This window comes from Amycolatopsis sp. NPDC004079 (assembly GCF_040610415.1).
GTDB classification, from domain to species: Bacteria; Actinomycetota; Actinomycetes; order Mycobacteriales; family Pseudonocardiaceae; genus Amycolatopsis; species Amycolatopsis halotolerans.
Genome location: NZ_JBEXMH010000019.1, coordinates 119,005 through 143,558, shown reverse-complemented (window position 1 = coordinate 143,558; position 24,554 = coordinate 119,005). Strand labels below are relative to the sequence as shown.

Genomic DNA, 24,554 nt, shown 5'->3' with positions numbered 1-24,554 from the left:
GGCGACGTAGTCCTGTTCGGACCGCAGTTCTTCTTCGTACCCCTGAGTTGACACGTGCCCCTCGCTGCTGTTATTCTGAACCCAGATTCGGCGCGTCTTCAGGGTTCCCCTCACGGACCGCAAGACACGGTCAGGCGGGGGGCAATCAGGTATTTCGGTGGCGGTGGCGTCTCTTGTAGACGGTCAGCGAGACTGAGACCACGCGGCTTAAGTTCCTGGCATTGCCGGAAAGCACCGGCTGGGTCACCTTGATCAGGGTGACCCAGCCGGTTTCGTTCTGTCAGCGGTGATCGGCGGGCCGCTCAGCCGCTGTCCGGTGTGGACTATTCCGTCTCGTCCGACCAGAGACCGCGCTCCTCGAGCATCCGGATGACGTTGTCGGCTCCGTCGAGGATGTGCCGTTCGGCGATCGTGCGCGCCTTGCGCACGTGACGGCCGCGCAGGGCCTGCAGCAGTTCGGCGTGGTCGGAGAGGGTGTGTTCGACGTGGCCTTCGATCGTCGCGTAGAAGCGGTTCGGCAGGTGCTTGACCACGGAGCTGAGCAGCAGGGTCAGCCGGTGGGAGTCGGCGGCCAGGTTGAGCTGGCGGTGGAATTCGTGGCCGAGCCGGGTGATGGCGTCCTGGTCCGCGGCTTCGGCGGCCTTCGCGAAGTCCTCGTTGACTGCTTCGAGCCGGTCCAGCTGTTCCGGAGCGATCTTCTTGGCCGCGCGCGCGGCCAGTTCGGCGGAGAACTGGGCTTGGGCCCAGAACAGGTCTCGCACGTCTTGGCGCGACACCGGGGCCACGACGAACCCGCGGCGCGGCACGAGTTCCACGAAACCCTCGCTGCGCAACGAGAGCAGTCCTTCGCGCACGGGCGTGTTGCTCACCCCGACTGCCTCGGCGATGGGTTCGGTGCGGAGGAATTCGCCCGGCTTGACCTCGCCGGACATGATCAGCTCGCGGACGTAGGTCGCGACTTCCTCGGGCAGCTGCTGACGGCGGTCGCCGCCGCGCAGCCGGGCCAGTTCGTCGGCCACGGGCCACCTCCCCAACGCCTCGAAGCGGTTTCGAGGATCTGATGTTCAGCAAAGAACATGATATATGGACGGCGACAGATTATGGCACGGTCGGCACGCTCTCGGGCGTGCCGACCCGCCGGGGATCGACCGGTGCGGCGGCGAGCAGGGCGGTGCCGCTGACCGCGCCGAGGGGACCTTCGCGGTCGAACACGGTCGCGGTCGTGACGGCGACGCCGTCGTGCTCGACGCGGTGGTCGGCGGCGAGGCCCAGCTGCAGGTCGCTCGCGGGCACGCGGCCGAGGGTGAGCGTGAGGTCGGCGTTGATGAACTCCAGGCCGGCGTCGCCCCAGTTGGTCACGAGGTTGACCAGGTCCGCGGCGGTGGCGGCGTGCTGGAACGGCGTGGGCCGCTCGCCGCGCACGATGTCCTGCGGGAACACCCAGATCGTCTTGCGCGAGGCGTTCTGGTGCGGTTCGGGCGATCCGGTCCAGCCGACGCCCTCGCTGTGGAAGACGCGCGGTTCCTCGGTCTCGGGAAACACGTCGAGAGGCGGAGGCGCGGGGAACCCGTCCGGGGCCCAGACGCTGCCGACGGAGGGGGAACCAGCGGCGAGGAACAGCCCGGAGCCTTTGCCGACGAGGATTTCTCCCTGCCAGAGGGTCGCTTCGACGAGGCAGAGGCGACGTCCGCGGCGAATGATTTCCGTTCGCGTGGCGGCGGGTGCGTAGCGCGCTGGGCGCAGCAGGTCGACAGTCCAGCGGGCCGGCCGGAACAGTCCTGGCCCGACGGCCCGTTCTGCGGCGCGCGCCAGCGCCCCGCTCGTCGCCATGCCGCGCAGCTGGGCGCCGCCGCTCCAGCTCGCGCGTGCTTCCGGCAAGGGGCGCAGGAGTTCGCCGTCCGGTCCCGGTTCCGCGGTGAAGAACGCCATCGTCACCTCGTAAATATAACATTTTATATGCGATCTGAGCGAGCGGGCTCCCCGGAGGCGAGTGCCGGGGTGACGACGACGCGGCCCATGCTGATGATCATCACACAAGCCGCTGAGTCACAGCGTCGCAGTCGGCCGGGTCTGGATCCTCGGCGCCGCATTGCGTCCGTCACCCCTTGCCCCGCTCGACAGATAATACATAATATGTAATTAATGCCCGTGGTGACTGCCGAGGAGTGCCGATGACGACAGAGACGACCCGGTCCGGACCGCTGGCCGGAGTCCGGGCGGTGGCGCTCGCGGGGATGGGGCCGACGCCGTTCGCGAGCATGCTGCTGGCCGACCTCGGGGCGGAGGTCGTGCGCGTGACGCGGCCGGCGAGCCGGCGGGGCCGTGCGCTCGGCCAGACCGAGGGCATGGCCGCCGAACACGACCTCGCGAACCGGGGCGTCGGGACGGTCCAGGCCGACCTGAAGTCCCCGGACGGCGTCCGCGCGGTGCGGCGCCTCGCCGGAGCCGCCGACGTGTTCGTCGAGGGATACCGGCCAGGCGTCGCGGAGCGGCTCGGGCTCGGTCCGGAGGTCCTGCTGGCCGGCAACCCCGCGCTCGTCTACGCCCGGCTGACCGGATACGGCCAGTCCGGGCCGCTCGCGCACCAGGCCGGCCACGACATCAACTACGTCGCGCAAACCGGTGCGCTGCACGCGATGGCCCGGGCGGGGGAGGCCCCGCGGCCGCCGATCAACCTGCTCGGCGATTACGCGGGCGGGGCACTGGCCGCGGCCTACGGCATCGTGAGCGCGCTGCTGGAAGCCCGCACGTCGGGCCGGGGCCAGGTGCTCGACGCGGCGATGATCGACGGCGTCGCGTTGCTGACCGCCAAGCTCCAAGGCTTGCGGGCCGCCGGCCGGTACTCCGACGAACCCGGCACGAACTACCTCGACTCCGGCGCTCCGTTCTACGACACCTACCGCTGCGCGGACGGCCGGTACGTCGCGGTCGGCGCGCTGGAGCCGGATTTCTACCGCGAGTTCGTCTCCCGGCTCGGCGTCGATCCGAGCGGCTGGCCGGACCAGGACGACCGTGCGGGATGGCCCCGGCTGCGCACGCTCATCGCGGCGGCGCTCGCCGGGAAGGACCGCGACGAATGGGCCCGGATCTACGCGGGCACCGACGCTTGCGTCACGCCGGTGCTTACTTTCGACGAAGCGGCCGAGCATCCGCACAACGCCGAACGGCACGTATTCGAGCGCGTCGGCGGTGTGCTCCACCCGCGGCCCGCCCCGCGCTTCAGCCGTACTCCGGCGCGCGAACCGTCCGCGCCCGACGCCGGGGTGCTGGACCTGGACCGGCTGCTGACGGCGTGGACCGCGTCCGCCGAGCCTCGCGAACAGTCGGCCTGAGCCCTGGAAGCGGTCCGTCAGCCGCACCGGCGGGCGGTTGCCGACGGCAGCACCCCGAACCGTTCGCGGTACTGGTGCGCGAATCGTCCGGGATGGAAGAAGCCCCAGCGCGCCGCGACGTCGGTGACTGAGTCCGGCCCGCCGGACAGCAGTTCCCGGTGCACCCGGTCCAGCCGGACGGCGCGCAGGTAGGCCATCGGCGATTTTCCGACCTCCTCGCGGAAACCCGCTTGCAGGGCGCGCGGGCTGATCGAGGCCATGGCGGCCAGGTCGGCGGTGGTGACGGTCTCCTCGGGGTGCCGGTCGAGGTAGTCGACGATCTCGCGGATGCGGGAACCCCGGGTGTGCGCGGGGCGGCTGTGCAGCCGGTCGCTGAGCCGGCTGGGCAGGGTCAGCAGCAGCTGGGTCATCAGCGCCGACTCGAACTCGTGGCACGCGGCCGGAACCGCCGCCAGGCCTCCGTCCCGGTTCAGTTCCGCGTACAGGAAGCTCACGGTCGCGAGAAACGCCTGCGCGGCGGGCGAACGGAGCGAAAAGGTCAGGTCGAAGTCGATCTCTTCGCGGATCGGCTGCCCGATCAGCTTCGCCGCGTGCGCCTCGAGCAGATCCTTGGGCAGCTTGACGTGGTACTGCCAGGAGTCCGCGCTCCACTGCACCAGCACCGGGGACTGCGGCACGAAAGCGACGCCCGCCTCGCCCGCGGCGAAACTGCGGCGGACGCCGTGCTGCTCCACCGTGCTGGTGCCGGTGGCGGGCAGGTTCACGTGGTAGCACAACCGCATCGGCGGGCCGACGATCGTCGTGTCCGCCCCGTAGGCCATCCGCCCGATCGTGAGGTGCGGGGACGGCGCGAGATCGAGCCGGAACCGCATTCCCGCGCGGTCGGCCACGTGCACCTCGTGGCTCGCGAAGGTCCGGGTCACCTGCTCGCGGGCCGTGTCGAGGTCCGCGGTGCGGAAGGTGACCGGACCGGGCCGCGCGGCGAGCTGCTGGTCCTCGGACATGGGCTCCTCCTCGTCTCCCGCGCCGTCGGGGGAGTACGCAGAATATATGATATTCACCTCGCGGCTGGACGGGTCAACCCGCAGAGTATATATTTTATATTCAGTGAAGGCGGGGCGCGGCCGAGCAACCGGTCCGAGGCCCGGCGGCACATCAACCGTGACGACAGGCGCCGCGACCAGCGCGGCGGGGAGAGGACACCGGATGGCAGGCCTGTACTTCGAGGAGTTCGAGCCGGGGATGGTCATCGACCACCCGACCCGCCGCACGGTCACCGAGGCCGACAACACGCTGTTCAGCGTCATGACGCTGAACCTGGCCCCGCTGCACCTCGACGCCGAGTACAGCAAGAACAGCATCTACGGCCAGCGCCTGGTGAACAGCCTGTTCATCCTCGGCCTCGTGTCCGGGGTGACGGTGCCGGAGACGACGCAGGGGACCACGCTGGGCAACCTCGGTTTCGAGAAGATCACCTTCCCCAAGCCGGTGTTCCACGGCGACACCATCCACGTGCGCACCGAGATCGTCAGCAAGCGCGAGTCCCAGAGCCGCGGCGATTCCGGCATCGTCATGTTCCGGCACCTCGGGATCAACCAGCGCGACGAGATCGTGTGCGACGCCCTGCGCGCCGGTCTGATGCTCAAGCGGTCCGCCGACCAGGCAGCCGCACAGGCCTGAGCAGCGGTTCGGGAAAGGAAGTGGCCATGGCCGAGGACGCAGCAGGCCCTGCCTGGGCGCCGCCGCGGGAGGTGCGGGACCGCAGCCGGTACCTCGCCGCCGTGCGGAAGTGGGGAGCGTCCGCCGACGCGGCGGGCGTCGCGGAGGTGAACCGGCGGGCGATCGCCGACCCGGAGTGGTTCTGGCGCGCCGTCGTCGACGACCTCGACGTCGCCTTCGCCGAACCGTTCGCCCGGGTGCTGGACGAATCCGAGGGGAAGCCGTTTCCCCGCTGGTTCCCCGGCGGCCGGATCAACGTCGCCGAACTGTGCGCGCACCGCCACGCCCGCGGCGGACTCGCCGGCAAGACCGCGGTGGTCTACGAGGGCGATTCCGGGCAGCGGCGCACGCTGACCTTCGGCGAACTGGACGAGCAGGTGCGCCGGTTCGCCGCGAACCTGGCCGCCGCGGGCGTCGCGCGAGGCGATCGGGTCGTGTTGTTCATGCCGGTCGTGCCCGAGGCGGTCGTGGCGTTCCTCGCGATCGCGATGCTCGGCGCGATCGCGGTCCCGACGTTCAGCGGCTACGCGGCCGACGCGCTCGCCACCCGGTTGCAGGATTCGGAAGCGGTCGCGCTGATCACCGCGGACGGGACCACCCGGCGGGGCAAGGAAGTCCCGCTGAAACCGGTCGCCGACGCGGCGCTGGCGGACGCGCCGTCCGTGCGCACCGTCGTCGTGGTCCGCCACCTCGGGACCGACGTGGCGATGCAGCCTGGCCGCGACGTCTACTACGACGAGCTGGATCCGTCGCCCGCGCCGGTGGAAACCGCGTCGACCGAGGCGAACGACCCGCTCACCGTCGTCTACACCTCGGGCACGACCGGCCGGCCGAAGGGGATCGTGCACTCCCACGGCGGGTTCGCGGTGAAGACCGCCGTCGATTTCGCCTACGGCTTCGACGTGCACGCCGACGACGTCGTCTGCTGGATCACCGATCTCGGCTGGCTCGTCGGTCCGATGCTGATGACCGGACCGCTGCAGCTCGGCGCGACCATCGTGATGATCGAAGGCCTGCCGACGCATCCCACCCCCGACCGGATGTGGGACGTCGTCGAGCGCAACGGCGTTACCGTGCAAGGGATCGCGCCGACCGCGGCCCGTGCGTTGCGCGCCGCGCAGGAGAAGCCGGAGCACGCGCTGGCCACGCTGCGGTCGTTCGTCTCCACCGGAGAGGCGTGGGACGAGCCGACCTGGTGGTGGCTGTTCGACCAGGTCGGCAAGCGCCGGGTGCCGATCGTCAACTACAGCGGCGGCACCGAGGTCGGCGGCGGGCTGATCGTCGGTTATCCGTTCCTGCCGGGCGAAGCGGCGGCGTTCACCGGTCCGCTGCCCGGAGTGGACGCGGCGGTGCTCGACGACGCCGGGCAGCCGGTCGTCGGCGCGATCGGCGAACTGGCCGTGCGCAACACTTTCCCCGGCATGACGCACGCGTTCTGGCACGACCGCGAGCGCTACCTCGAGACCTATTGGGCGCGGTTCGACGGCATCTGGGTGCACGGCGACCTGTCCAGTGTGGACGAGCACGGCCAATGGCGGATCCACGGCCGCTCCGACGACACGCTCAAGCTGGCCGGGCGGCGCGTCGGTCCGGCCGAGATCGAGGCGGCGCTGCTGCGCGACGAGCGGATCGCCGAGGTGGCCGTGATCGGCGCCCCGGACGCACTGCGCGGCCAGCGGGCGGTGGCGTTCGCGGTGCTGCGCGCACCGGGGGCCGACCGCGGCGACCTGGCGGCGACCGCGCTCGAAAACGCCGGGAAGTCGTTCGCCCCGCAGCTGTACGTCGTGCCGACGCTGCCCAAGACTAAGAACGGCAAGATCATGCGGCGCGCCATCCGGGCGCGGTTCGTCGGGACGCCGGTCGGCGACCTGTCGTCGCTGGACCCGGCCACGCCGCTGGAAGACATCCCGGTACTCGCGGAGGAGAACGCGCAATGACCGACCCGGAAAGCAACGTCGAGATCGTCCGGAAGGCGACGCGGGAGCTGGCCCGGAAGTTCGACCACGACTACTGGCTGGACAAAGACCGCAATCACGAATACCCGTGGGAGTTCGTGAAGGCGTTCGCCGCGGGCGGCTGGCTGGGCGCGATGATCCCGGAGGAGTACGGCGGCATCGGCCTTGGCCTGGAAGAGGCCGCGGTGATGATGGGGGAGATCTCGGCGTCGGGCGCCGGGATGGCCGGTGGTTCGGCGATCCACTTCTACGTGTTCCCGCCCGCCCCGGTCGTGAAATACGGCTCCGAGGAGATGAAGCGGGAGTACCTGCCCAAGCTGGCGGCGGGCGAGCTGCTGATGGCGTTCGGCGTGACCGAGCCGGACGCCGGGGTGGACACGTCGCGGATCAAGACCAAGGCGACGAAGGTCGAGGGCGGCTGGAAGGTCAACGGCAAGAAGGTCTTCATCACCAACGCGCAGAACGCGCAGAAGATCCTGCTGCTGGCTCGCACCTCGCCGCGGCGGGAGGACAAGCCGCTCTACGGCATGTCGCTGTTCTTGGCGGACATGGACCGCGACGCGATCACGGTGCGGGAGATCGAGAAGCTGGGCCGCGCGGCGATCGACACGAACGAACTGTTCATCGACGACCTGTTCGTGCCGGAGGACCGGCTGGTCGGCGAGGTGGACAAGGGCTTCTACTACCTGCTGGACGGGCTGAACCCGGAACGCATCGTGGTCGGCATGGAAGGCATCGGCCTCGGCCGGGCGGCGCTGGACATCGCGTCGGAGTACGCCAAGAACCGGGTGGTGTTCGACCGTCCGATCGGGCAGAACCAAGCGGTCGCCCACCCGCTGGCGGATTCGTGGATCCGGCTGGAAGCCGCCGAGGGCATGGTGCTGCGCGCCGCGCGGCTGTTCGACGAGGGCAAGCCGTGCGGGCCGGAGGCGGCCGCGGCGAAGTATCTGGGCGCCGAGGGCGGTTTCGAGGCGTGCGACCGGGCGTTCTCGACGCTGGGCGGCTACGCGTATGCGAAGGAGTACCACGTCGAGCGGTTGTGGCGCGAGGTCCGGTTGCTGCGCAACGCGCCGTTCTCGCAGGAGATGGTGCGGAATTACATCTCGCAGCAGGTGCTCGGGCTGCCGCGCTCGTACTGAGACAGGGCGCTGTGGCGGGAAACGGCGGGACTTTCGGCGCTCAGCCGAGGGCCCGCCGTTTCTCGCTGCTCTGGTGCACAAGGTGGCCTTCACCGGTTCGACCGTGGCGGGCAAAGCGATCGCCGCCGAGTGCGCGAAGCAGCTGAAGCACGTCACGCTGGAGCTGGGCGGCAAGTCCGCGGGCATCCTGCTCGACGACGTCGACCTCGACGCGTTCCGGCCGCTGGTGCTTTCGGCCTGCTCGCCGAACACCGGGCAGACCTGCCGGGCATTGACCCGGGTGCTGGCTCCGGCGTCGCGCTACGACGAGGTCGTGGACCTGCTCGCGGCCACGATGACCGGGATCCCGCAAGGAGATCCGCTCGACCCGACGGTGTTCTTCGGCCCGCTGGTGAACGCGACGCAGCGGGAACGAGTGGAGTCCTACATCGAACTCGGCAAGGCAGAGGGCGCCGAGATGGTGATCGGCGGCGGCCGTCCGTTCAAACGCGGCTACTACGTCGCGCCGACGATCTTCCGCGGTGTCACGAACGACATGCGCATCGCCCGCGAGGAAATCTTCGGTCCGGTACTCACCGTGCTGCCGTATCGGACAGTGGACGAAGCGGTCGCCATCGCGAACGACTCGGAGTACGGCCTCGGCGGCGGAGTGTTCTCCCCGGATCGCGAGCGCGCGACGGAGGTGGCTCGCCGGATCGTCACCGGGAGCGTCGGGGTGAACACCTCGACCCTGCCGATCGAGACGCCGTTCGGCGGGGTGAAGAACAGCGGGATCGGCCGGGAACTCGGGCCGCGGAGCGTGGACGCGTACCTGGAGTACAAGACGATCTTCCGGGCGTAGCGACGAGTCGCGGAGTCCGGAGGTGCAGGGTCTCAAGGCTGGCTTCATTTTCTCGACCCAGTCTCATCTCTGCTTCATTTGTGAAGCGGAGATGAGACTGGGTCGTCCGCGCAGTGCCGCGGACACACCGAGGCAGGTCCGCACCGGCACGATGGTGCCCTCGCCACTGACGCTCAGGGCATTGGGGGCGGTAATGGCCGACGAAGACACCCCACCCCACCCCGCCGCGGCGGGGTGAGCGGCGTTGACCCGCTGCTGCGCAGCGGACAGGGGCGGGTAGCCACCGGTGTCGTGGTCCATGCGTCAGTGCCGGTGAGCGGCGTCGGCGACCGCCCGGCGGTGCACAGGGTGTCGATGAGCCCGTGCGCCTGGGCGGCCCCCAATGTGCCGCGCAGGTCCGAGACGTCGACGACTCGGACGTCCGCCAGCGGCGCTACCCCGCCACGGCGTGATCACCGACCTCTCACCGTGGGTCTTCGGCGCAGGTGACAGACTTGACGATCAAAGCCCATGAGGAGGAAGGCACCGCCATCATGTCCGACGAACACGCGGTCCAGCCGGTGCCACCCACCGTAATGATGGCGCAACTGTTGGACGGGTTCCTGCTGTCCCAGGCGTTGTTCGTCCTCGCCGACGCGGGTGTCGCGACGATTCTGGACCAAGAGGGACCCCAGACGATCGCGACCTTGGCGGAGCGCACCGGATCCGATGCCGATGTGCTCGCCCGTCTGATTCGTTCCGTCACGCCATATGGCGTATTCCGGACCGAAGAGGGCAAGGTGGCGGTCACCGAGCTCGGCGCGACTCTCTCCGAGAGTCATCCGCAGTCGATGCACGGCATCGCGGTGGGCGGGATGCACCTGCACTATCGGGCCGTCGGCGAGCTCCGGCACACCTTGCGGACCGGGCAGTCCGCTGCGTCGAAGTACTTCGGCAAGCCGTACTTCGATCATGTCGCCACCGACCCGTCCTTGGCTGCGCTGTTCGGACGAGCGATGGCTGTCTTCGCCAGGACCCTGCGCGCAGGGACCTTCGACGACTACCAGCTTCCGCCTGGTGTGCTGATCGTCGACCTCGGGGGTGGCGACGGCACCATCCTCACCGAACTACTGCGCTCCGACGATCGGCCCGACCGGCGGGGAATCGTCTTCGACCTCCCCGGCCGCGTCGAGTCCGCCCATGCGGTGCTCACCGCCGCTCGACTGGCCGAACGCGTCGAGGTGGTCGCCGGGGACTTCTTCACCGAGGTCCCGCAGGCGGACATCTACCTGCTGAGCTGGATCCTCCACGACTGGAACGACGAGAAAGCCCTTGAGATCTTGCGGTCGGTCTGGGCTGCGGCTGCGGCGGGTGCTCGGCTGATCGTCGTCGAGCAGGTCGTGCCCACCGGTGACGAGCCGCATCCGTCCAAGCACATGGACCTGGTCATGGTGAGCCTGCTCGGCGGGAGGGAGCGCACCGAGAGCGAGTACCGGGCGTTGCTCGGCGATGCGGGCTTCGTCGTCGAACAGGTCGTCTCCACGCCGAGCCCCTTCGTGATTCTCGAGTCGGTCAAGCCGTGACGCTCGGCCGAGTACGCGGCGCTGGTGGTATCCCCGATGGGCTGAACGACCGTTGACTTGGCCGGTGCCGGACGAGGAAGTGCCATGGATTTGAGACTAATCATGGGTGACGCGGACGTGAGACGGCAGAGAAAGCCCCGGTCATACAAGATCAACATGTCGTAGCCGGAGAGACCCTACAGGAGGAGACGACCCGGGCCGGTCACTGCGATGATCGGCGGTCGCGTGACCGCCGGAGCCGCTGGCTTCGCGTCGCCAGCGGAGCGGTTCGAGTCCTATGTGGAGCTGGGCCGGGTGGTCGGTGCGCCGTTTCGGGCCGCCCGCTGGACATGCGGCCGCACACCCGGGCTCTCCCTCGTTCGGTCGCCGCGCTCTGCCCGAGCCCGGGACCCACCCGTCAGCGGCCCACGGGCGCCGCTTTCCCCGCCGTCGAATCAGGATCCGGTTCCTTGTGATCAAGGATTGAATATTTTATATTTCACTGCCCGTCGACCACTGTCGGGTGAACACCGGCTCCGGGATGAGGACGACATGAGCGTACAAGGACGTATCGCACCGGCTGAGGCGGCGACGAAACGCCGCGGGAAAGTGCTGGCGGCCGCCATCGCGGCGCAGTCTCTGGAGTACTACGACTTCTTGATCTACGGAACCGCGGCCTCGCTGGTCTTCAACCACGCGTTCTTCCCGTCGACGAGTGCGGTGGCCGGGGTGCTGGCCGCGTTCGCGACGTTCGCGGTCGGGTTCGCGGGCCGCCCGGTGGGCGCGGCTGTCTTCGGGCACATCGGCGACCGGTTCGGGCGCAAACCCGCGCTCGTGGCGTCGACGCTGTCCATGGCGGTGGCGACCACGTTGGTCGGGCTGCTGCCGACGTTCTCCTCGATCGGCGCGCTGGCCCCGGTGCTGCTGGTGATCCTGCGCGTCGCGCAAGGGATCGCGGTCGGCGGGGTGTGGGGCGGGTCGACGCTGCTCGCGGTCGAGCACGCTCCGCCGAACCGCCGGGGGCTGCACGGCTCGCTGCCGCAACTCGGCATCTTCGCCGGGATGGTGCTCGGCACCCTGGTCTTCGTCGTGCTGTCCGGTGCGCTCACCGCGGACCAGTTCGCCGCGTGGGGCTGGCGGATTCCGTTCCTCCTCGGGATCGTGATGATCCCGGTCGTGTTCTACATCCACCGCTACCTCGAAGACTCTCCGGACTTCCGTGCGGTGGAGGAGAAACTCGCAGCGGCGCCGAAACGCTCGTCGGTCGTGCGGGTGCTGCGCCGGCCGAAGAATCTGCTGCTGGTCGTGTTCATCTTCCTGCCCGCGACGATCATGTTCTACGCGACCGTGACCGGCCTGCTGGACTACGGCGTGCGGGAGCTGAAGATCGCCAAGGGCACCATGCTCACCGCGGTGATGTTCTCGATGATCGCGACCGGGGTGAGCACGGTGCTGTGCGGGCGGCTGTCGGACACCGTCGGCAGGCGTCCGGTGTACGCCGGCGGCGTGGTGCTCGCGGGAATCTGGGGCTTCGCGCTCTTCCCGCTGGCCGACACCCGGAACTTCTGGGCGATCCTGCTGGCGATCGTGGTCGGGCAGATCTCGGTCGGCGCGATGTTCGGCCCCGGCGTCACGATGTTCGCCGAGATGTTCCCTCCGTCCGTCCGGTTCTCCGGTGCGTCGATGGGGTACCAGCTGGCGAATATCGTCGGCGGGGGACTGGCCCCGTTCGTGGTGGCGGCGCTGATCGCCACGACGCACACGACGGTGTACGTATCGGTCTACATCCTCGTGGCCTGCCTGATCAGCCTGGTCCCGCTGGCGCTGCTGGGCCGCCGGGCCTTGACGCCGGCTGCGGTCGAAGGATAATATAAAATATTATTTCGACGACGAGGAGGTGCGCGATGGCGCCTCGAACCGATTCCGCGCTGAGCTGCCGGGCACGGGCCCTCCTCCGCGTCGTGGCGGCCGGGCGGGCCGAGATCACCTGCAGCAGCGAGCCGGACATGTTCGTCGACGGCGTGGCGTGCTGCGACCAGTACACCGCGCACGCGCTCGCCCACCGGGGCTTGATCGTCCCAACCGGACCGGCGGGGCTCGGGAAGCGCGTTCGCGCACGCCTCACCCCGGCCGGCGCGGCAGTCCTGGGCGGTCTCGGCGAGGCGGCCTGAACGAGAGCGACGGGCGGTGCGACGGCCGAGGAGGCTGCCGCACCGCCCGTAACCATGTGCCCGTCAGGCAATCGGCGGGCCAGTCCGTCCACAACGGATCGACCTTCGGGCGAGGCGTGCTTCGTTTTGCGGACTCGGCCGTGCGGTGAGCGGCTGTTGCCCCGGTCTCCTCCGGCCTACCGTTCGGTGTTAGGTGGCGCACCAGCGCCGGCCGAATCGAGCCAACAGTGGAGTTGCGCCGAAATGAGCCAGGAACCGAACCCGCCGTCCCTCGAGCGGGAACCAGTCGAGGGAGTCTGCCCGCGCTGCGGCGCCGCCGAACTGTTCCGCTATCCGGTGAATTCCGAGGGCGGCTGGTTCGACGTCGTGAAATGCCGGTCGTGCCTGTTTTCGGTCAGCCGGGACCCCGGCCCGCGGCTCGGCCCGGTCCAGCTGCTCTCCGACCTCCTGTAGCGAAAGGATCAATGATGATCGCAGTCGACGTGGGCGGCACCTTCACCGACGTGGTCGCCTTGCAGGACGGGGAGATCCGCACAGCCAAGGTCTCCACCGACTACACCGACGTGACCCGTCCGGTGCTCGAGGGCGCCGCGCTGCTCGGCGTAGCGGGCGCACCGGTGTTCAACCACGCCAGCACCCACGGGCTGAACGCGGTGATCACCCGCACTGTGCCGAAGATCGGGTTTCTCGCCACCGAGGGGCATCGCGACATCCTCGACATGGGCCGGGTCTGGCGGCCCGCGGAGGCCATTCTGGACCCGGGCTGGCGGCGAAGCTTCGGCGACGCCGCACGGCCGCTGGTGCCGAGGTATCTGCGCCGGGGGATCCGGGAACGCCTCACCGCTTCCGGTGAGGTGCTGTTCGAATTGGACGAAGCCCAGGCGCGGGCCGAGCTCGAAGTTCTGCGCAAGTGCGGGGTCGCGGGCGTGGCCATCTGCCTGATCAACGCCTACGTGAACCCGGCGCACGAGCTCCGGCTGCGCGAGCTGGTCCGCGAGGTCCTCGGCGACGTGCCGTGCTCGCTGTCCAGCGAGGTCTCCCCGCTGGCCAAGGAATACGCGCGGGCCTCGACGACGATGGTCGACGCGCTGATGAAACTGATCTACGCCGACTACACCGCGCGGCTGGAGAAGGGCCTGGCCGAACTCGGCTTCACCGGGCAGCTGAACTTCGCCGACTGCGCCGCGACGCTCGTGCCGTCGCATCGGGCGATGGAGCAGCCGTTCCGCATCGTGTTCTCCGGCCCCGCCGCGGGCACGGTCGCCAGCGCCCACTTCGGTTCGCTGATCGGGGAGTCGCAGCTGCTGTGCGCGGACGTCGGCGGCACGTCGTGCGACATCAGCGTCGTCACCGGCGGCGAGCCGTTCGTGGACACGACGTTCGAACTGGAGCACGACCTCGTCGTGAACGCACTGGCGAACGACGTCAGCGCGATCGGGGCCGGGGGCGGGAGCCTGGTGACGATCGGCGCCACCGGCGAGATCCAGGTCGGCCCCGGCAGCGCCGGTTCGACGCCCGGCCCGGCCTGCTACGGCCGAGGCGGCACGCAGCCGACCACAACGGACACTTGCCTGCTGATCGGGATCATCGACCCGGGCACGTTCGCCGGCGGCGAGCTGGCGCTGGATCCGGCTCTGGCCCGCCAGGCGTTCGAGAACCTCGAATCGGACTTCACGCTCGCCCAGCGCGTCCGGTACGCGTACGAGATGGCGGTGCACAACATCGCCGAGGGCGTGTTCAACGTGGCGATCAAGAACGGCGTCGACCCGCGCGACTACAGTCTGATCGCGTACGGCGCGGCCGGGCCTATGCTGCTGCCCGCGGCGATGGACGCAGTGCACTGCAAGCAGGTCGTCGTGCCGCCGAACCCGGGCTTGTTCTCCGCGCTCGGCCTGCTCTCGGCCGACCAGGTGTTCACCGTGAACCGCAGCGCCTACACCGTGCTCACGCCGGACGTCGCGGAGCGGATCGACACGCTGTTCGCCGAGATGGAGGCGCAGTTGCGCGAGCGGCTGAGCGCGGACGCCGCGGTGACTTTCGAGCGCAGCTACGACGGGCATCTGGTCGGGCAGAGCTGGGACACGCCGTTCGTGCCCGTCCCGGACGGAACGATCGACGAGTCGGCGGTCGCGGCGATGATCGCGTCCTTCCACGACACCTACCAGGAACGTTCGGGCAACCGCTTCGAGATGGTCCCGGTCGAGGGCGTCACGTTCCGGGTCCGCGCGGTGCTGGACACCCCGAAGGTCGAGTACCCCGAGCTGCCCGCGCGCGCCGCGGACGAGCCGCTCGCCCCGGTACGGACGACGACGCTGCGGTACCTGGGCGAAGACGCCGAAGGCCAGGAAGCAGCGGTGTACGAACGCACCGCGCTCCGGGCGGGCGACGAGTTCGACGGCCCGGCGATCGTCCACGAAGGACTGTCCACCACTCACGTCGGGGCGGGCCAGCATCTGGTCGTCGGCCGCTACGGCGAACTCGTCATCCGGAAGAAGTGAGCGCCATGACCACCATCGAGGAGCCCGCCGGACGCATCCGCGATCTCACCGACGAGCAGTTCCGGACGGCCTATCACGCCGACCGGTTCACCGGGTCAGTGATCGTGAACCGGCTGAAGTACGCCGTCGGGCACATGAGCACCGCGTTCCTGCGGGAAGCGTTCTCGCCGATCATCCGCGACTGGTACGACTTCGCCTGCACCATCAGCGGCCCGCCCGCGCAGGACTACCGGATGGCCGTCGTCAGCAACAGCCTGACCCCGTTCCTCGGCACGATGCCCGACGCCACCCGCAACGCTGTGGAGGAGTTCGGGCCGGAGAACCTGTCCCCGGGCGACGTGCTGATCTGCAACGACCCGTACCGCGGCGGGCGGCACGTGAACGACGTGCTGTTCACCCGGCCGGTGTTCGTGGCCGGCGAGATCGTCTCGTTCGTGACGATGTGCGCGCACCAGCTGGACATGGGCGGCACGGTGCCCGGCGGGTTCTCCGCGACCAAGACGAACGTCTACGAGAACGGCCTCGTGCTGCCGCCGATGCTGCTGTGGGCGAAGGACCAGCCGGTGCGGTCCACGTTCAGCCTGATCTTCGACAACACCCGCTGGGGCGGCCTGCTGCTCCCGGACTTCCAGAGCATGCACCAGCAACTGCAGCTCGGCGAGCGGCTGGTGCGGGAGAACATCGAGCGCTACGGCCTCGACGCGTTCCTCGGCTCCCTCGCCTACGCGTGCGACACGTCCGCCGAGCAGATGCGCGAAGCGATCGCCCGGATCCCGGACGGGGACTACTCCGGGAGCGCGCTGATCGATGCCGACGGGCTCGACGACACCGTCGACTACCGGGTGCGCGTGACGCTGCGCAAACGCGGGCACGACATCGAGGCCGATCTCTCCGGAACCTCGGCGCAAGCCCGGACCTGCATCAACTGCGGCGTCCTCGACGCGAAAACCGCGCTGGGCGTGGCGTTGACGATGCTGCTCGACCCGGCGATCCCGTTCACCTCCGGGACTTGGCGCAACGTCGACCTCGTCGCGCCGCCGGGAACGCTGCTGAGCGCGCTGCCGCCGGAGGGCGCACCGATGATGTTCTGGGAACCCTCCGGCGCGCTGATCTCCGCGATCTTCGAGGCGCTCAATCCGGTGCTCGGCGAACGCGCGGTCGGCGGGGACTACGGCTCCACCAACACGCACAACGCGAGCGGAGTGCGGGACGACGGCACGCCCTGGACGAGCGCGACGCAATGCGGCGGCGAGCACGGGCCGTGGGGTGCCACCAAAGAGGGCGACGGCGACAGCTACACCGTGCTGTACAACCTCAACAACCTCGATCCGGCGACGGAAACGATCGAGCACGACTCGCCGGTCGTGATGCTGCGCAAGGAGCACGCGATCGACACCGGCGGGCCGGGCAAGCACCGCGGCGGCGCGGCGAACCTCAAGGACACGCTCTGGCTGACCGAAGCCGCCCAGCATCTGTCGCCGTTCCGGACCAAAGAGCCCAGCGGCGTCGGCGCCGACGGCGGGAAGCCGGGTCCAACCGGGGCGATGTGGATTTTCCCGCCGGGAGAAGGGACTTCCGGGCCGGACGGGCTGCTGGGCGTCTCGCGTGACGACTACGCCCGGAGCACCCCCGTGGCCGGTGTCTTGGACCCGGAGACCAAGGCGCTGGACCCGGAAAAGGGCGTCTACCACTACTTCGCGAGCCAGAAGGCGTGGCTGACCGAAGCCGGTTCGGTGCTGCGGTGCTTGACCAACGGCGGCGGGGGATGGGGCTCGCCGTTCGAGCGCGAACCGGCCAAGGTGCTCGCCGATGTGCGCGACGAGTACGTGAGCGTCGAAGGGGCGGCGCGGGACTACGGGGTGGTCGTCGTCGGCGACCCGCACTTCGACCCCGAAGGCCTGCGGGTCGACGAAAAAGCAACAACCCGGCTGCGTTCCGGCCGGTCGAACGAACGAGGAGTGAGCTGATGGTTTCCGCCAAGGTCCCGGTTTTCGGGGATCGGAACCTGTTTTTCGCGTGGAGCACCTACACCACGGACTACGGCACCTACGCGAAGTGGTACGACGACGAGCACATCCCGCAGGTGATGGACGCGCCAGGGATGGCCGGGGCGCAGCGGTTCCTCATCGCGGACACCAAACCGCTGCCGGGCGTGCGCTCGCTGGACTTCGGCCACCTCGCACTGTACGAAATGGACGGAAGCCCGCAGGGGTTCCGGGAGGAGGTCAAGCGGAAGCTGATCTCCGGGGACATGGTGCTCCCGGACTACATGGTGCAGCCGTTCCAGGCGCTGTTCGCCAAGCCGGTCAGCGAACCCTTCCACACCGAGCGGTTCGCCGAGGCGGAGAACCTGGACGATCGGCATCTGTTCTTCGCGTGGAGCCGCCACACCGGCGACGACGCGACGTTCGGGAAGTGGTACGACGAGGAGCACATTCCGCAGATCATGTCCGCGCCGGGAATGCTTCGGGCGCAACGGTTCGAGGTGTCGGACGTCAAGCCGCTGCCCGGCGTCAGCCCGGTCGACGAAGGGCACCTGGCGATCTACGAAACCGCTGGCGACCTCGAAGGCTTTCGCACGGAAGTCAAGCGGCAGCTGATGTCCGGGGAGATGGTGTTGCCGGACTTCATGATCCCGCCGTTCGCGACCATGTTTCTCAAGCCCGCCAGCCCGTTCTTCCGGTCGGATCGCGGGGCATGATGCGCGAGATCGCCGGTGTCCCGGTGCGTCGCCTCGACTCGGTCTACGTGGCCGGGGAATGGGTGTCTGCTACCGGACCGGCGTACGAGATCGTTTCGCCGTCGACCGAGGAAACCGTCGCCGAAGTCGTGCTGCCGTCGGCAAAGGAAGCGGACGCGGCCCTCACGGCGGCGACGGACTCCAAGTGGGGTCGGTTGCCGGTCGGGCAGCGAGTCGAGATCTGTGCGAGGTTCTGCGCGTCGCTGGAGGCCCGGTTCCCGGACCTGGGCACGGTCTGGGCCGCGGAAGCGGGCATGCCGGTGCGCTACAGCGCGACGCTGCACAAATACGGCGCGGCGGGGGCGTGGAACTCCGCGCTGGCGAGTGCGGCGGACGCTCTGCGCGACGACCACCGCAGTTCCTTGCTCGGCGACGTCGTCGTGCGTCGCGAACCGGCGGGGGTCGTCGTCGCGATCCTGGCCTACAACGGGCCGGTGGTCACGATGGCGACGAAGGTCGTGCCCGCCTTGCTCGCGGGCTGCCCGGTGGTGGTGAAGGCGGCTCCCGAATCGCAGCTGATCATGCGGCTGGTGGCCGAATCCGCCGCGGCAGCGGGTTTTCCGGCCGGTGCGCTGAGCATCCTGTGCGGCGACGTCGAGGTGGCCCGGCACCTGACCGCGGACCCGCGCGCCGACCTGGTCTCGCTGACCGGAGGCCGGGTCGCCGCGCAGGAGATCATCGAGGCGACGCGGGGACGGTTCGCCCGCACACACCTCGAACTGGGCGGCAAGTCCCCGGCGCTGATCCTCGACGACGCGCCGCTCGACCGGGTGCTGAAGTCGCTGGTGCCCGGGGCGACGGGCGGCGCCGGGCAGGTGTGCGCCGCGTTGTCCCGGGTGCTGATCTCGCGGCGGCACCACGACGAACTCGTCGACCGGCTCCGCACTGCGTGGCAAGGACTGCGGATCGGCGACCCGTTCGACCGGGGGACGACGATCGGGCCGCTGGTGAACCCGGCGGCGTTGCGGCGGACCGAGGGCTTTGTGGACCGTGCGCGCGCTGCCGGAGGCGAAGTCGTCACGGGAGGACGGCGGCCGGAGGGATTCGCCGCCGGGCACTACTACGAGCCGACCCTGATCACCGGCGTCGCCCGGGACGCCGATCTGGCGCAGAATGAGGTGTTCGGGCCGGTCACCGTCGTGCAGACCTACGACGACCTGGCCGACGGGCTGCGGCTGGCCAACGACACGAGCTTCGGCCTCGCCGCGAGCGTCTACACCGCTGACCGTGCTCTCGCCGCGGAAGCCGCTTCCGCCATCGCCGCGGGCTCGGTCGCGATCAACACGTTCGGGCCCGCAGTGAGCGCTCCGTTCGGCGGGGTGAAGGGCTCGGGCTGGGGCCGCGAGTCCGGGCCCGAGGGCATCCAGGAGTTCACCGAACTGAAGCAAATCGTCTTCGGACCGGGCGTGTGAGACAGGAGGGCAGGTCATGACGTTCACCAGGCTGCTCGACGCGGTGGCCGACCAGCTCCCGCCGCCCGGCCACGACGGCATCGCGGTCAGCTTCGACGGTCGCGAACGGCTCACCTACGCGCAGCTGCGGGACAAATCGCTGCGCTACGCGACTGCGTTGCGGGAACTCGGCCTGGACAAGGGCGACCGGCTCGGCCTCATGCTCTTCAACGACGCCGAGTACCTGCCGCTGTGCTTCGCCGCGATGCACCTCGGCGTGGTCGCGGTCCGGCTCAACTTCCGGCTCGCGCCGGCCGAGCTGAAGTTCATCCTCGCCGACTCCGGTTGCAAGGCGGTGATCGTGCACAGCAGCCTGCTGGACCGGGTCGAGCCGGTGCGCGCGGAAACCGGCGTCGAAACGTTCGTGGTCCGGCCGGACACCGCTGATCCGGTGCCGGACTGGGCGCTTCCGTTCGACGTCCTGCTCGGCCGCGAACCGCTGGCCGACGTGCCGGAAGTGAGCGACGCGGACCCGATGTCGCTGCTCTATACCTCGGGCACCACTGGCCTGCCCAAAGGCGCGGTGTGGACGCACGCCAACACGGTGAGCACAGCTGCCACGCAGGCGCTGCGCTGGCGATTCTCACCGGAAACCGTCGCGCTGGTGCCGGGCCCGCTCTACCACGCAGGGGCGTTCGAGGCGGTGACCGCGCCGACGTTCCTGATGCACGGCACCGTGGTGTGCCTCCGGTCGGGGAACTTCACCGTCGAGCGGCTGCTGGAGGTGCTCGAAGCCGAGCAGGTGACCGATTGTCTGCTGTTCTCGTTCATGCTGCACGACCTGCTGCGCGTGGACGGGATCGAGGACCGGCTGCCGAAATCGGTCACGCACTTCGTCATCGGCGGGGACACGATGATGCCATGGGTCGTCGACCAGGTGCGGCGGAAACTGCCGTGGGTGCGGCTGACCCAGGTCTACGGGCTGACCGAGGGCGGCGCGATCGCGACGACGCTGGACGACGGGGACTTCGACGCCCAGCCGAAAAGCGTCGGCCGCCCGGTGCCGCTCACCGAGGTCCGGGTCGCCGGGGACGGGCTCGAACCGGCCGCGCCCGGCGCGGTGGGCGAAATCCTCGTCCGAGGGCCCGCGGTCTGCGCCGGGTACTGGCAGCGGCCGGAGGCGAACCGGGACACCTTCGTGGACGGCTGGTGTCGCACCGGGGACCTCGGCTTCGTCAACGCCGACGGTTTCCTCGTGCTCGCCGGCCGGGCGAAGGACATGATCCGCAGCGGCGGGGAGAACGTGTACCCGGCCGAGATCGAGCGGGTGCTGACGCAGCATCCGGCGGTGCTGGACGCGGCCGTCGTCGCGGTGCCGGACCCGAAGTACCTCGAAGTCGGCTGCGCGGTCGTGGTGCTGGCGGACGGCACCGCACTCGACGAAGCGGAACTGCGGGCCTACTGCCGCGAGAACCTGGCGACGTACAAGGTGCCCCGATATTTCGTCGCGCAGCCGGAGCTGCCGCGCAACGCGTCCGGGAAGATTCTCAAGTTCACCCTCCGCGAGAAGTACGGAAAGCTCGGTACCGCAACGAATTCCGGCGCGTCCGAGGTGACGCGACCGGGAGAGGAAGGCGCACGATGAACGACCCGGTCCGGCGGCGCAAGCCCGAATTGGCACTGGTGACGGGCGCGGCAGGCGGAGTCGGCTCGGCCACCGCGCGAAGGCTGGCCGAGGACGGCGCGAAGGTCGCGGTCACGGACCTGAACGCCGAACGGCTCAAGGAACTGGCGGACGAACTCGGCGCGGTCGCGCTGCCCGCCGACGGCACCGACCGCGCGGCGATCCACGACGTGGTCGAGCAGGCTGTCGCGAGTCTGGGCGGCCTGGACACGGTGATCGCGACGCAGGGCGCTGCGGTGTCGGGCACCGCGCGGCCCGAGCACGTGGAGGCGTATCAGCGGGCGTTGGACGTGAACCTGCACGGTTCGTTCTACCTGGCCGGGGAAGTGCTGCCGCATCTGGTGGAGCGGCAGGGCTCGCTGGTGCTCTTCGCGTCGACCGCCGGGCTGATCGCCGGTCCGCCCGGGACTGTCGGCTACACCGCGGCCAAGGCGGGGATCATCGGCATCACCCGATGGCTCGCGCGGGACTACGGACCGAAGGGGGTCCGGGTGAACGCTGTCTGCCCGGGCTGGATCCGGACTCCGCTGGGCGAGGGCGCGATGGCCTACCTGGCGAAGCGCGAGGGCATCACGCTCGACGAGGCGTATGCGCTGACGACGAAACACGTGCCGCTGCGCCGTGCCGCGGAACCGGAGGAGATCGCGTCGGTGTGCGCGTTCCTCGCCTCGGGCGACGCGTCGATGGTGACCGGCCATGTCCTGGTCGCGGACGGCGGCGGCGCGGCGGTCGATTCGTCCACCTTGGAGTTCGACGCGCCGTGACCGGCGACGCGGGTGTGGGAGGGGGCTGGCAGCACCTCCCACGCCCGTCCGCGAGCGCCTAGCGTACGAAGCGAACCGTCCCGTTTTCGTCTCGAAGGAGCCCGCTATGTCGTTCGACCCCGAGATCCGCGACCGGATCGGCGCCGCGTCGGAGATCCAGATCAGCAGCTACCGCCGCGACGGCTCACTCCGCCGGTGGACCCCGATCTGGGTGGTCCGCTCCGGCGACGAGCTGTACATCCGGTCGGCGTTCGGCACCGAGGGCGGCTGGTACCGCTGGGCCGCGGCCAAGCAGCTCGCCCGGGTGCGAGTGGACGGACTGGAGACGGACGTGTCTCTGCACCTCGAGGCGGACGCCGACACGAACGCCGCTGTCGACGCCGCGTACACAGAGAAGTACCGCAGCATGCCGAGCGCGCTGGCGCCGATGGTCGCCGAGACTGCCGCCGCCACCACGACCCGGCTGGAGCCGATGCCCGCCTGAGCCGCGGGCCGGCTCAGTTCCGCAGCCAGTACGCGACCGCCTCCGCCCGGTTCGCCGCGTCGAGCTTGCGCAGGATGTGCGTGATGTGCGTCTTCACGGTCCCCTCCGAGATCGACAGCTTCCGCGCGATCGCCCGGTTCGCGTCGCCGCGCGCCATCAGTTCGATCACCTCCGCCTCGCGGGCCGACAGCAGCGGATGCCGCGTCAGGCCCGGCTCGGGCGGGGGAGCGATGCGCACGTCGGCGGCCAGCCGGGTCATTCCCGCCTGGAGCGAGGCGAGTCCTTCGAGGACGGACACCCGGGCCAGCGTCTCGCTCACGCCCTCCGCGTAAAGGTTCAGGACGGCTCGGTCGGTGACGTCGACCTCCCGGCAGGGCGAGTAGTAGCTGTCCGCGTGCAGCAGCCCGACGACTTTCCCGTACGCCCGCAACGGCGCGATGGCGTAGGACGTGCAGCCGGACAGCGAGACGAGCTGCCGGTTGACGCGCGGGTTCTCCTGCACGTCGTACACGAGACCCGCACGGGCGTGCCGGACGACATCGGATTCGACCAGTGAGCCGTCGAGTCGCGGCGGGGCCTCGCGGCCGGCAGCGAGCATTTCGTCGGCCAGCCGGGGATCCTGTTCGATCACCATGCGCCGCAGCACCCAGGTCGCATCGTCCACAGTGGAGACGAGCACGCGGTCGAACCCGATCGTGCAGGCCTCCTCGGCGGCGCGGGAGAGGAGTTCCTCGGCGGTCGACGAGGCGTGCAAACGGGTCAGTGCGCGGCGGACGCGGCGCATCGTCGCGACGCCGTCGGCGACCCTGGCATCGTCCACTCGGGACTCCAGCTCGCGGACCCTGCTCAGCAGCGCGGTCAGGCCGGGCAGCCGGTCCGGCGCGGGAGCCGAGCCCAGTTCGGCCATCGCGGCGTCCCAGACCTGGCCGAGCAGCCGTTTGGCGGGCAGCACCTCGGCGCAGCGGCCGACCGGCAGCATCCGGTCCAGCGCGGTGCACGCGTCCAGTCCCAGTTCCCGGACCTGATCGGCCAGATCGGCGCTCAGCCGGACGCTGTCGAGCCGCGGAAAGCCGGTCGCGTTCATGGGCAGCTCCCTTGCGGAAATTCCGAACATTATATATCCGCGACGAGGCTGGGGCCAGTCGCCGCATCGGCCGTACGGGGTAACGGAATACGACCGGCGGCAGATGCGGCGAGCCGGTGACAGCCGACACACTGGCCGCGCTGTCCCACCGATCGAACCGGGAATCCCATGACTACCGCATCAGTGGCAACGAAGCCACGCGTGTCGCTGCGGGCACGCCTCGGCGGCTTCGACCAGACCTATCTGGTACTCGGCATCACCGCGGCACTCGCCCTCGCCGCGGGGGCCACGACGACGAATTTCCTCACCGCGGGCAATTTCGGCAGCATCCTGAACCTGTCCGCCGCGTTCGGCATCCTCGCGATCGGCGAGGCGATCGTCGTCCTCGGCAAGGGGCTGGACCTCTCGGTGGCCGGGATCGGGCTCGGCTGCGCACAGGCGACGCTCGCGTTCATCAGCGAGGGCATGCCGGAATGGCAGGCGATCGCGCTGATGGCCGGTCTCGCGCTGGCGATCGGACTCGTCAACGGCGTCCTCGTCGCCGTTTTCGAAGTGCCCGCGCTGTTCGTGACGCTCGCGACCGGCATGCTGGCGATCGGCGGGATCGACATCCTGTTCCTCAGCCAGAACGTCTACGGCGTGCCGGCCGGATCGTTCCTGTCCCAGCTCAGCGGCGGGTCGGTGCTCGGCGTGCCGAGGCCGGTGCTGATCGCGGGCGGCGCGTTCCTGCTCGCCTGGCTGTTCGTCGCCCGCACCTCGTCCGGGCGGCTGATCCGCGCGATGGGCGACAACTTCGAGACCGCCCGGTCGACCGGTGCTCCGGTGCGGCCGCTGCAGATCCTCACCTACGTGCTGTCCGCGCTGCTCGCCGCGGTCGCCGGCTTCGTGACGGTGTCGATCCAGGGCAGCGTGCAGACGACCGTGACGTCCTTCGACCCGCTCCTGTTCACCGCGCTGACCGTGGTGGTGATCGGCGGCGTCTCGCTGTCCGGCGGGCGCGGCACGATCCTGGGCGTCCTCGTCGGCGCGCTGTTCGTGGGCGTGCTCAACAACTTGCTGGTGCTGCACGGGCTGAGCACGGCCGTGCAGGACCTGATCCGCGGCGGGGTGCTGGCCGCCGCGATCGCGTTCGACGCGTGGCTGCGCCCGCGCAACGAAGAAACCGAGAAATCCGGCGAACTGTGACCGGCAACGACGCCGGGGAACGGAAG

Annotated in this window: 21 protein-coding genes; 17 read left to right on the top strand and 4 right to left on the bottom strand. The window is 69.7% G+C overall.

Annotation, left to right across the window (positions count from 1 at the left end; genetic code table 11):
- Window positions 1–323: 323 nt before the first annotated feature.
- A complete protein-coding gene (locus ABZX37_RS21515) occupies window positions 324–1,019 on the bottom strand; it encodes a GntR family transcriptional regulator (RefSeq protein WP_354742033.1) in 696 nt (231 codons plus the stop codon).
- Between the two features lie 79 nt (window positions 1,020–1,098).
- Window positions 1,099–1,929 carry a thioesterase family protein gene (locus ABZX37_RS21510; RefSeq protein WP_354742038.1) on the bottom strand — a complete coding sequence of 277 codons (831 nt, stop codon included), beginning with the start codon at window positions 1,927–1,929 and terminating at the stop codon, window positions 1,099–1,101.
- Between the two features lie 242 nt (window positions 1,930–2,171).
- On the opposite strand from ABZX37_RS21510, the gene ABZX37_RS21505 reads away from it, so the two are divergent.
- Entirely contained in the window at window positions 2,172–3,332 is a 1,161-nt protein-coding gene (locus ABZX37_RS21505) for a CaiB/BaiF CoA-transferase family protein (protein ID WP_354742031.1), read from the top strand.
- Between the two features lie 17 nt (window positions 3,333–3,349).
- Here the strand turns inward: ABZX37_RS21505 and ABZX37_RS21500 are convergent, their stop codons facing one another.
- Complete coding sequence (locus ABZX37_RS21500; protein WP_354742029.1) at window positions 3,350–4,336, bottom strand: AraC family transcriptional regulator; 987 nt, start codon at window positions 4,334–4,336, stop codon at window positions 3,350–3,352.
- Window positions 4,337–4,538: 202 nt separating this feature from the next.
- Here ABZX37_RS21500 and ABZX37_RS21495 point away from each other — a divergent pair, with 202 nt between their 5' ends.
- The 15 genes from ABZX37_RS21495 (at window position 4,539) to ABZX37_RS21425 (ending at window position 22,259) form a co-directional block, all read left to right on the top strand.
- Entirely contained in the window at window positions 4,539–5,012 is a 474-nt protein-coding gene (locus ABZX37_RS21495) for a MaoC family dehydratase (RefSeq protein WP_354742027.1), read from the top strand.
- 26 nt (window positions 5,013–5,038) lie between these two features.
- A complete protein-coding gene (locus ABZX37_RS21490; protein ID WP_354742025.1) occupies window positions 5,039–6,988 on the top strand; it encodes an AMP-binding protein in 1,950 nt (649 codons plus the stop codon).
- Window positions 6,985–8,145 (top strand): acyl-CoA dehydrogenase family protein, encoded by a 1,161-nt coding sequence (locus ABZX37_RS21485; protein WP_354742023.1) that lies wholly within the window; start codon window positions 6,985–6,987, stop codon window positions 8,143–8,145. Before ABZX37_RS21490 ends, ABZX37_RS21485 begins: the two co-directional genes overlap by 4 nt.
- A 73-nt stretch (window positions 8,146–8,218) precedes the next feature.
- On the top strand, window positions 8,219–8,986 hold the full coding sequence (locus ABZX37_RS21480; protein ID WP_354742021.1) for an aldehyde dehydrogenase family protein: 768 nt from the start codon (window positions 8,219–8,221) through the stop codon (window positions 8,984–8,986).
- 494 nt (window positions 8,987–9,480) lie between these two features.
- Window positions 9,481–10,548, top strand: a complete 1,068-nt coding sequence (locus ABZX37_RS21475) for a methyltransferase (protein ID WP_354742019.1) — start codon at window positions 9,481–9,483, stop codon at window positions 10,546–10,548.
- Window positions 10,549–11,079: 531 nt separating this feature from the next.
- Window positions 11,080–12,396: an MFS transporter gene (locus ABZX37_RS21470; RefSeq protein ID WP_354742017.1), complete on the top strand. Its 1,317-nt coding sequence runs from the start codon at window positions 11,080–11,082 to the stop codon at window positions 12,394–12,396.
- 35 nt (window positions 12,397–12,431) lie between these two features.
- Window positions 12,432–12,698, top strand: coding sequence for a hypothetical protein (locus ABZX37_RS21465; protein ID WP_354742015.1), 267 nt, complete (start codon window positions 12,432–12,434; stop codon window positions 12,696–12,698).
- A gap of 243 nt (window positions 12,699–12,941) precedes the next feature.
- The gene (locus ABZX37_RS21460; protein WP_354742013.1) at window positions 12,942–13,151 is read left to right on the top strand and encodes a hypothetical protein; all 210 of its coding nucleotides are present in this window, start codon (window positions 12,942–12,944) and stop codon (window positions 13,149–13,151) included.
- Window positions 13,152–13,165: 14 nt separating this feature from the next.
- On the top strand, window positions 13,166–15,196 hold the full coding sequence (locus ABZX37_RS21455; protein WP_354742011.1) for a hydantoinase/oxoprolinase family protein: 2,031 nt from the start codon (window positions 13,166–13,168) through the stop codon (window positions 15,194–15,196).
- A gap of 5 nt (window positions 15,197–15,201) precedes the next feature.
- Window positions 15,202–17,163 carry a hydantoinase B/oxoprolinase family protein gene (locus tag ABZX37_RS21450; protein ID WP_354742009.1) on the top strand — a complete coding sequence of 654 codons (1,962 nt, stop codon included), beginning with the start codon at window positions 15,202–15,204 and terminating at the stop codon, window positions 17,161–17,163.
- Window positions 17,163–17,897, top strand: a complete 735-nt coding sequence (locus tag ABZX37_RS21445; RefSeq protein WP_354742007.1) for a hypothetical protein — start codon at window positions 17,163–17,165, stop codon at window positions 17,895–17,897. Before ABZX37_RS21450 ends, ABZX37_RS21445 begins: the two co-directional genes overlap by 1 nt.
- Window positions 17,894–19,348: an aldehyde dehydrogenase family protein gene (locus ABZX37_RS21440; RefSeq protein ID WP_354742005.1), complete on the top strand. Its 1,455-nt coding sequence runs from the start codon at window positions 17,894–17,896 to the stop codon at window positions 19,346–19,348. Before ABZX37_RS21445 ends, ABZX37_RS21440 begins: the two co-directional genes overlap by 4 nt.
- 16 nt (window positions 19,349–19,364) lie before the next feature.
- Entirely contained in the window at window positions 19,365–20,972 is a 1,608-nt protein-coding gene (locus tag ABZX37_RS21435; RefSeq protein ID WP_354742003.1) for a class I adenylate-forming enzyme family protein, read from the top strand.
- Window positions 20,969–21,775, top strand: coding sequence for an SDR family oxidoreductase (locus ABZX37_RS21430; protein WP_354742002.1), 807 nt, complete (start codon window positions 20,969–20,971; stop codon window positions 21,773–21,775). The genes ABZX37_RS21435 and ABZX37_RS21430 overlap by 4 nt, the downstream gene beginning before the upstream one ends.
- Window positions 21,776–21,881: 106 nt before the next feature.
- The gene (locus ABZX37_RS21425) at window positions 21,882–22,259 is read left to right on the top strand and encodes a DUF2255 family protein (RefSeq protein ID WP_354742001.1); all 378 of its coding nucleotides are present in this window, start codon (window positions 21,882–21,884) and stop codon (window positions 22,257–22,259) included.
- A gap of 13 nt (window positions 22,260–22,272) precedes the next feature.
- Here the strand turns inward: ABZX37_RS21425 and ABZX37_RS21420 are convergent, their stop codons facing one another.
- Window positions 22,273–23,343, bottom strand: coding sequence for a LuxR C-terminal-related transcriptional regulator (locus ABZX37_RS21420; protein WP_354742000.1), 1,071 nt, complete (start codon window positions 23,341–23,343; stop codon window positions 22,273–22,275).
- Between the two features lie 168 nt (window positions 23,344–23,511).
- Here ABZX37_RS21420 and ABZX37_RS21415 point away from each other — a divergent pair, with 168 nt between their 5' ends.
- Window positions 23,512–24,528, top strand: coding sequence for an ABC transporter permease (locus tag ABZX37_RS21415; protein ID WP_354741998.1), 1,017 nt, complete (start codon window positions 23,512–23,514; stop codon window positions 24,526–24,528).
- The last annotated feature ends 26 nt before the right edge of the window (window positions 24,529–24,554 follow it).

Coding starts and splice junctions, on each gene's coding strand:
- ABZX37_RS21510 (WP_354742038.1), bottom strand. CDS start 1,929: ATGGCGTTCTTCACCGCGGAACCGGGACCGGACGGCGAACTCCTGCGC.
- ABZX37_RS21505 (WP_354742031.1), top strand. CDS start 2,172: ATGACGACAGAGACGACCCGGTCCGGACCGCTGGCCGGAGTCCGGGCG.
- ABZX37_RS21500 (WP_354742029.1), bottom strand. CDS start 4,336: ATGTCCGAGGACCAGCAGCTCGCCGCGCGGCCCGGTCCGGTCACCTTC.
- ABZX37_RS21495 (WP_354742027.1), top strand. CDS start 4,539: ATGGCAGGCCTGTACTTCGAGGAGTTCGAGCCGGGGATGGTCATCGAC.
- ABZX37_RS21490 (WP_354742025.1), top strand. CDS start 5,039: ATGGCCGAGGACGCAGCAGGCCCTGCCTGGGCGCCGCCGCGGGAGGTG.
- ABZX37_RS21485 (WP_354742023.1), top strand. CDS start 6,985: ATGACCGACCCGGAAAGCAACGTCGAGATCGTCCGGAAGGCGACGCGG.
- ABZX37_RS21470 (WP_354742017.1), top strand. CDS start 11,080: ATGAGCGTACAAGGACGTATCGCACCGGCTGAGGCGGCGACGAAACGC.
- ABZX37_RS21465 (WP_354742015.1), top strand. CDS start 12,432: ATGGCGCCTCGAACCGATTCCGCGCTGAGCTGCCGGGCACGGGCCCTC.
- ABZX37_RS21460 (WP_354742013.1), top strand. CDS start 12,942: ATGAGCCAGGAACCGAACCCGCCGTCCCTCGAGCGGGAACCAGTCGAG.
- ABZX37_RS21455 (WP_354742011.1), top strand. CDS start 13,166: ATGATCGCAGTCGACGTGGGCGGCACCTTCACCGACGTGGTCGCCTTG.
- ABZX37_RS21450 (WP_354742009.1), top strand. CDS start 15,202: ATGACCACCATCGAGGAGCCCGCCGGACGCATCCGCGATCTCACCGAC.
- ABZX37_RS21445 (WP_354742007.1), top strand. CDS start 17,163: ATGGTTTCCGCCAAGGTCCCGGTTTTCGGGGATCGGAACCTGTTTTTC.
- ABZX37_RS21440 (WP_354742005.1), top strand. CDS start 17,894: ATGATGCGCGAGATCGCCGGTGTCCCGGTGCGTCGCCTCGACTCGGTC.
- ABZX37_RS21435 (WP_354742003.1), top strand. CDS start 19,365: ATGACGTTCACCAGGCTGCTCGACGCGGTGGCCGACCAGCTCCCGCCG.
- ABZX37_RS21430 (WP_354742002.1), top strand. CDS start 20,969: ATGAACGACCCGGTCCGGCGGCGCAAGCCCGAATTGGCACTGGTGACG.
- ABZX37_RS21425 (WP_354742001.1), top strand. CDS start 21,882: ATGTCGTTCGACCCCGAGATCCGCGACCGGATCGGCGCCGCGTCGGAG.
- ABZX37_RS21420 (WP_354742000.1), bottom strand. CDS start 23,343: ATGAACGCGACCGGCTTTCCGCGGCTCGACAGCGTCCGGCTGAGCGCC.
- ABZX37_RS21415 (WP_354741998.1), top strand. CDS start 23,512: ATGACTACCGCATCAGTGGCAACGAAGCCACGCGTGTCGCTGCGGGCA.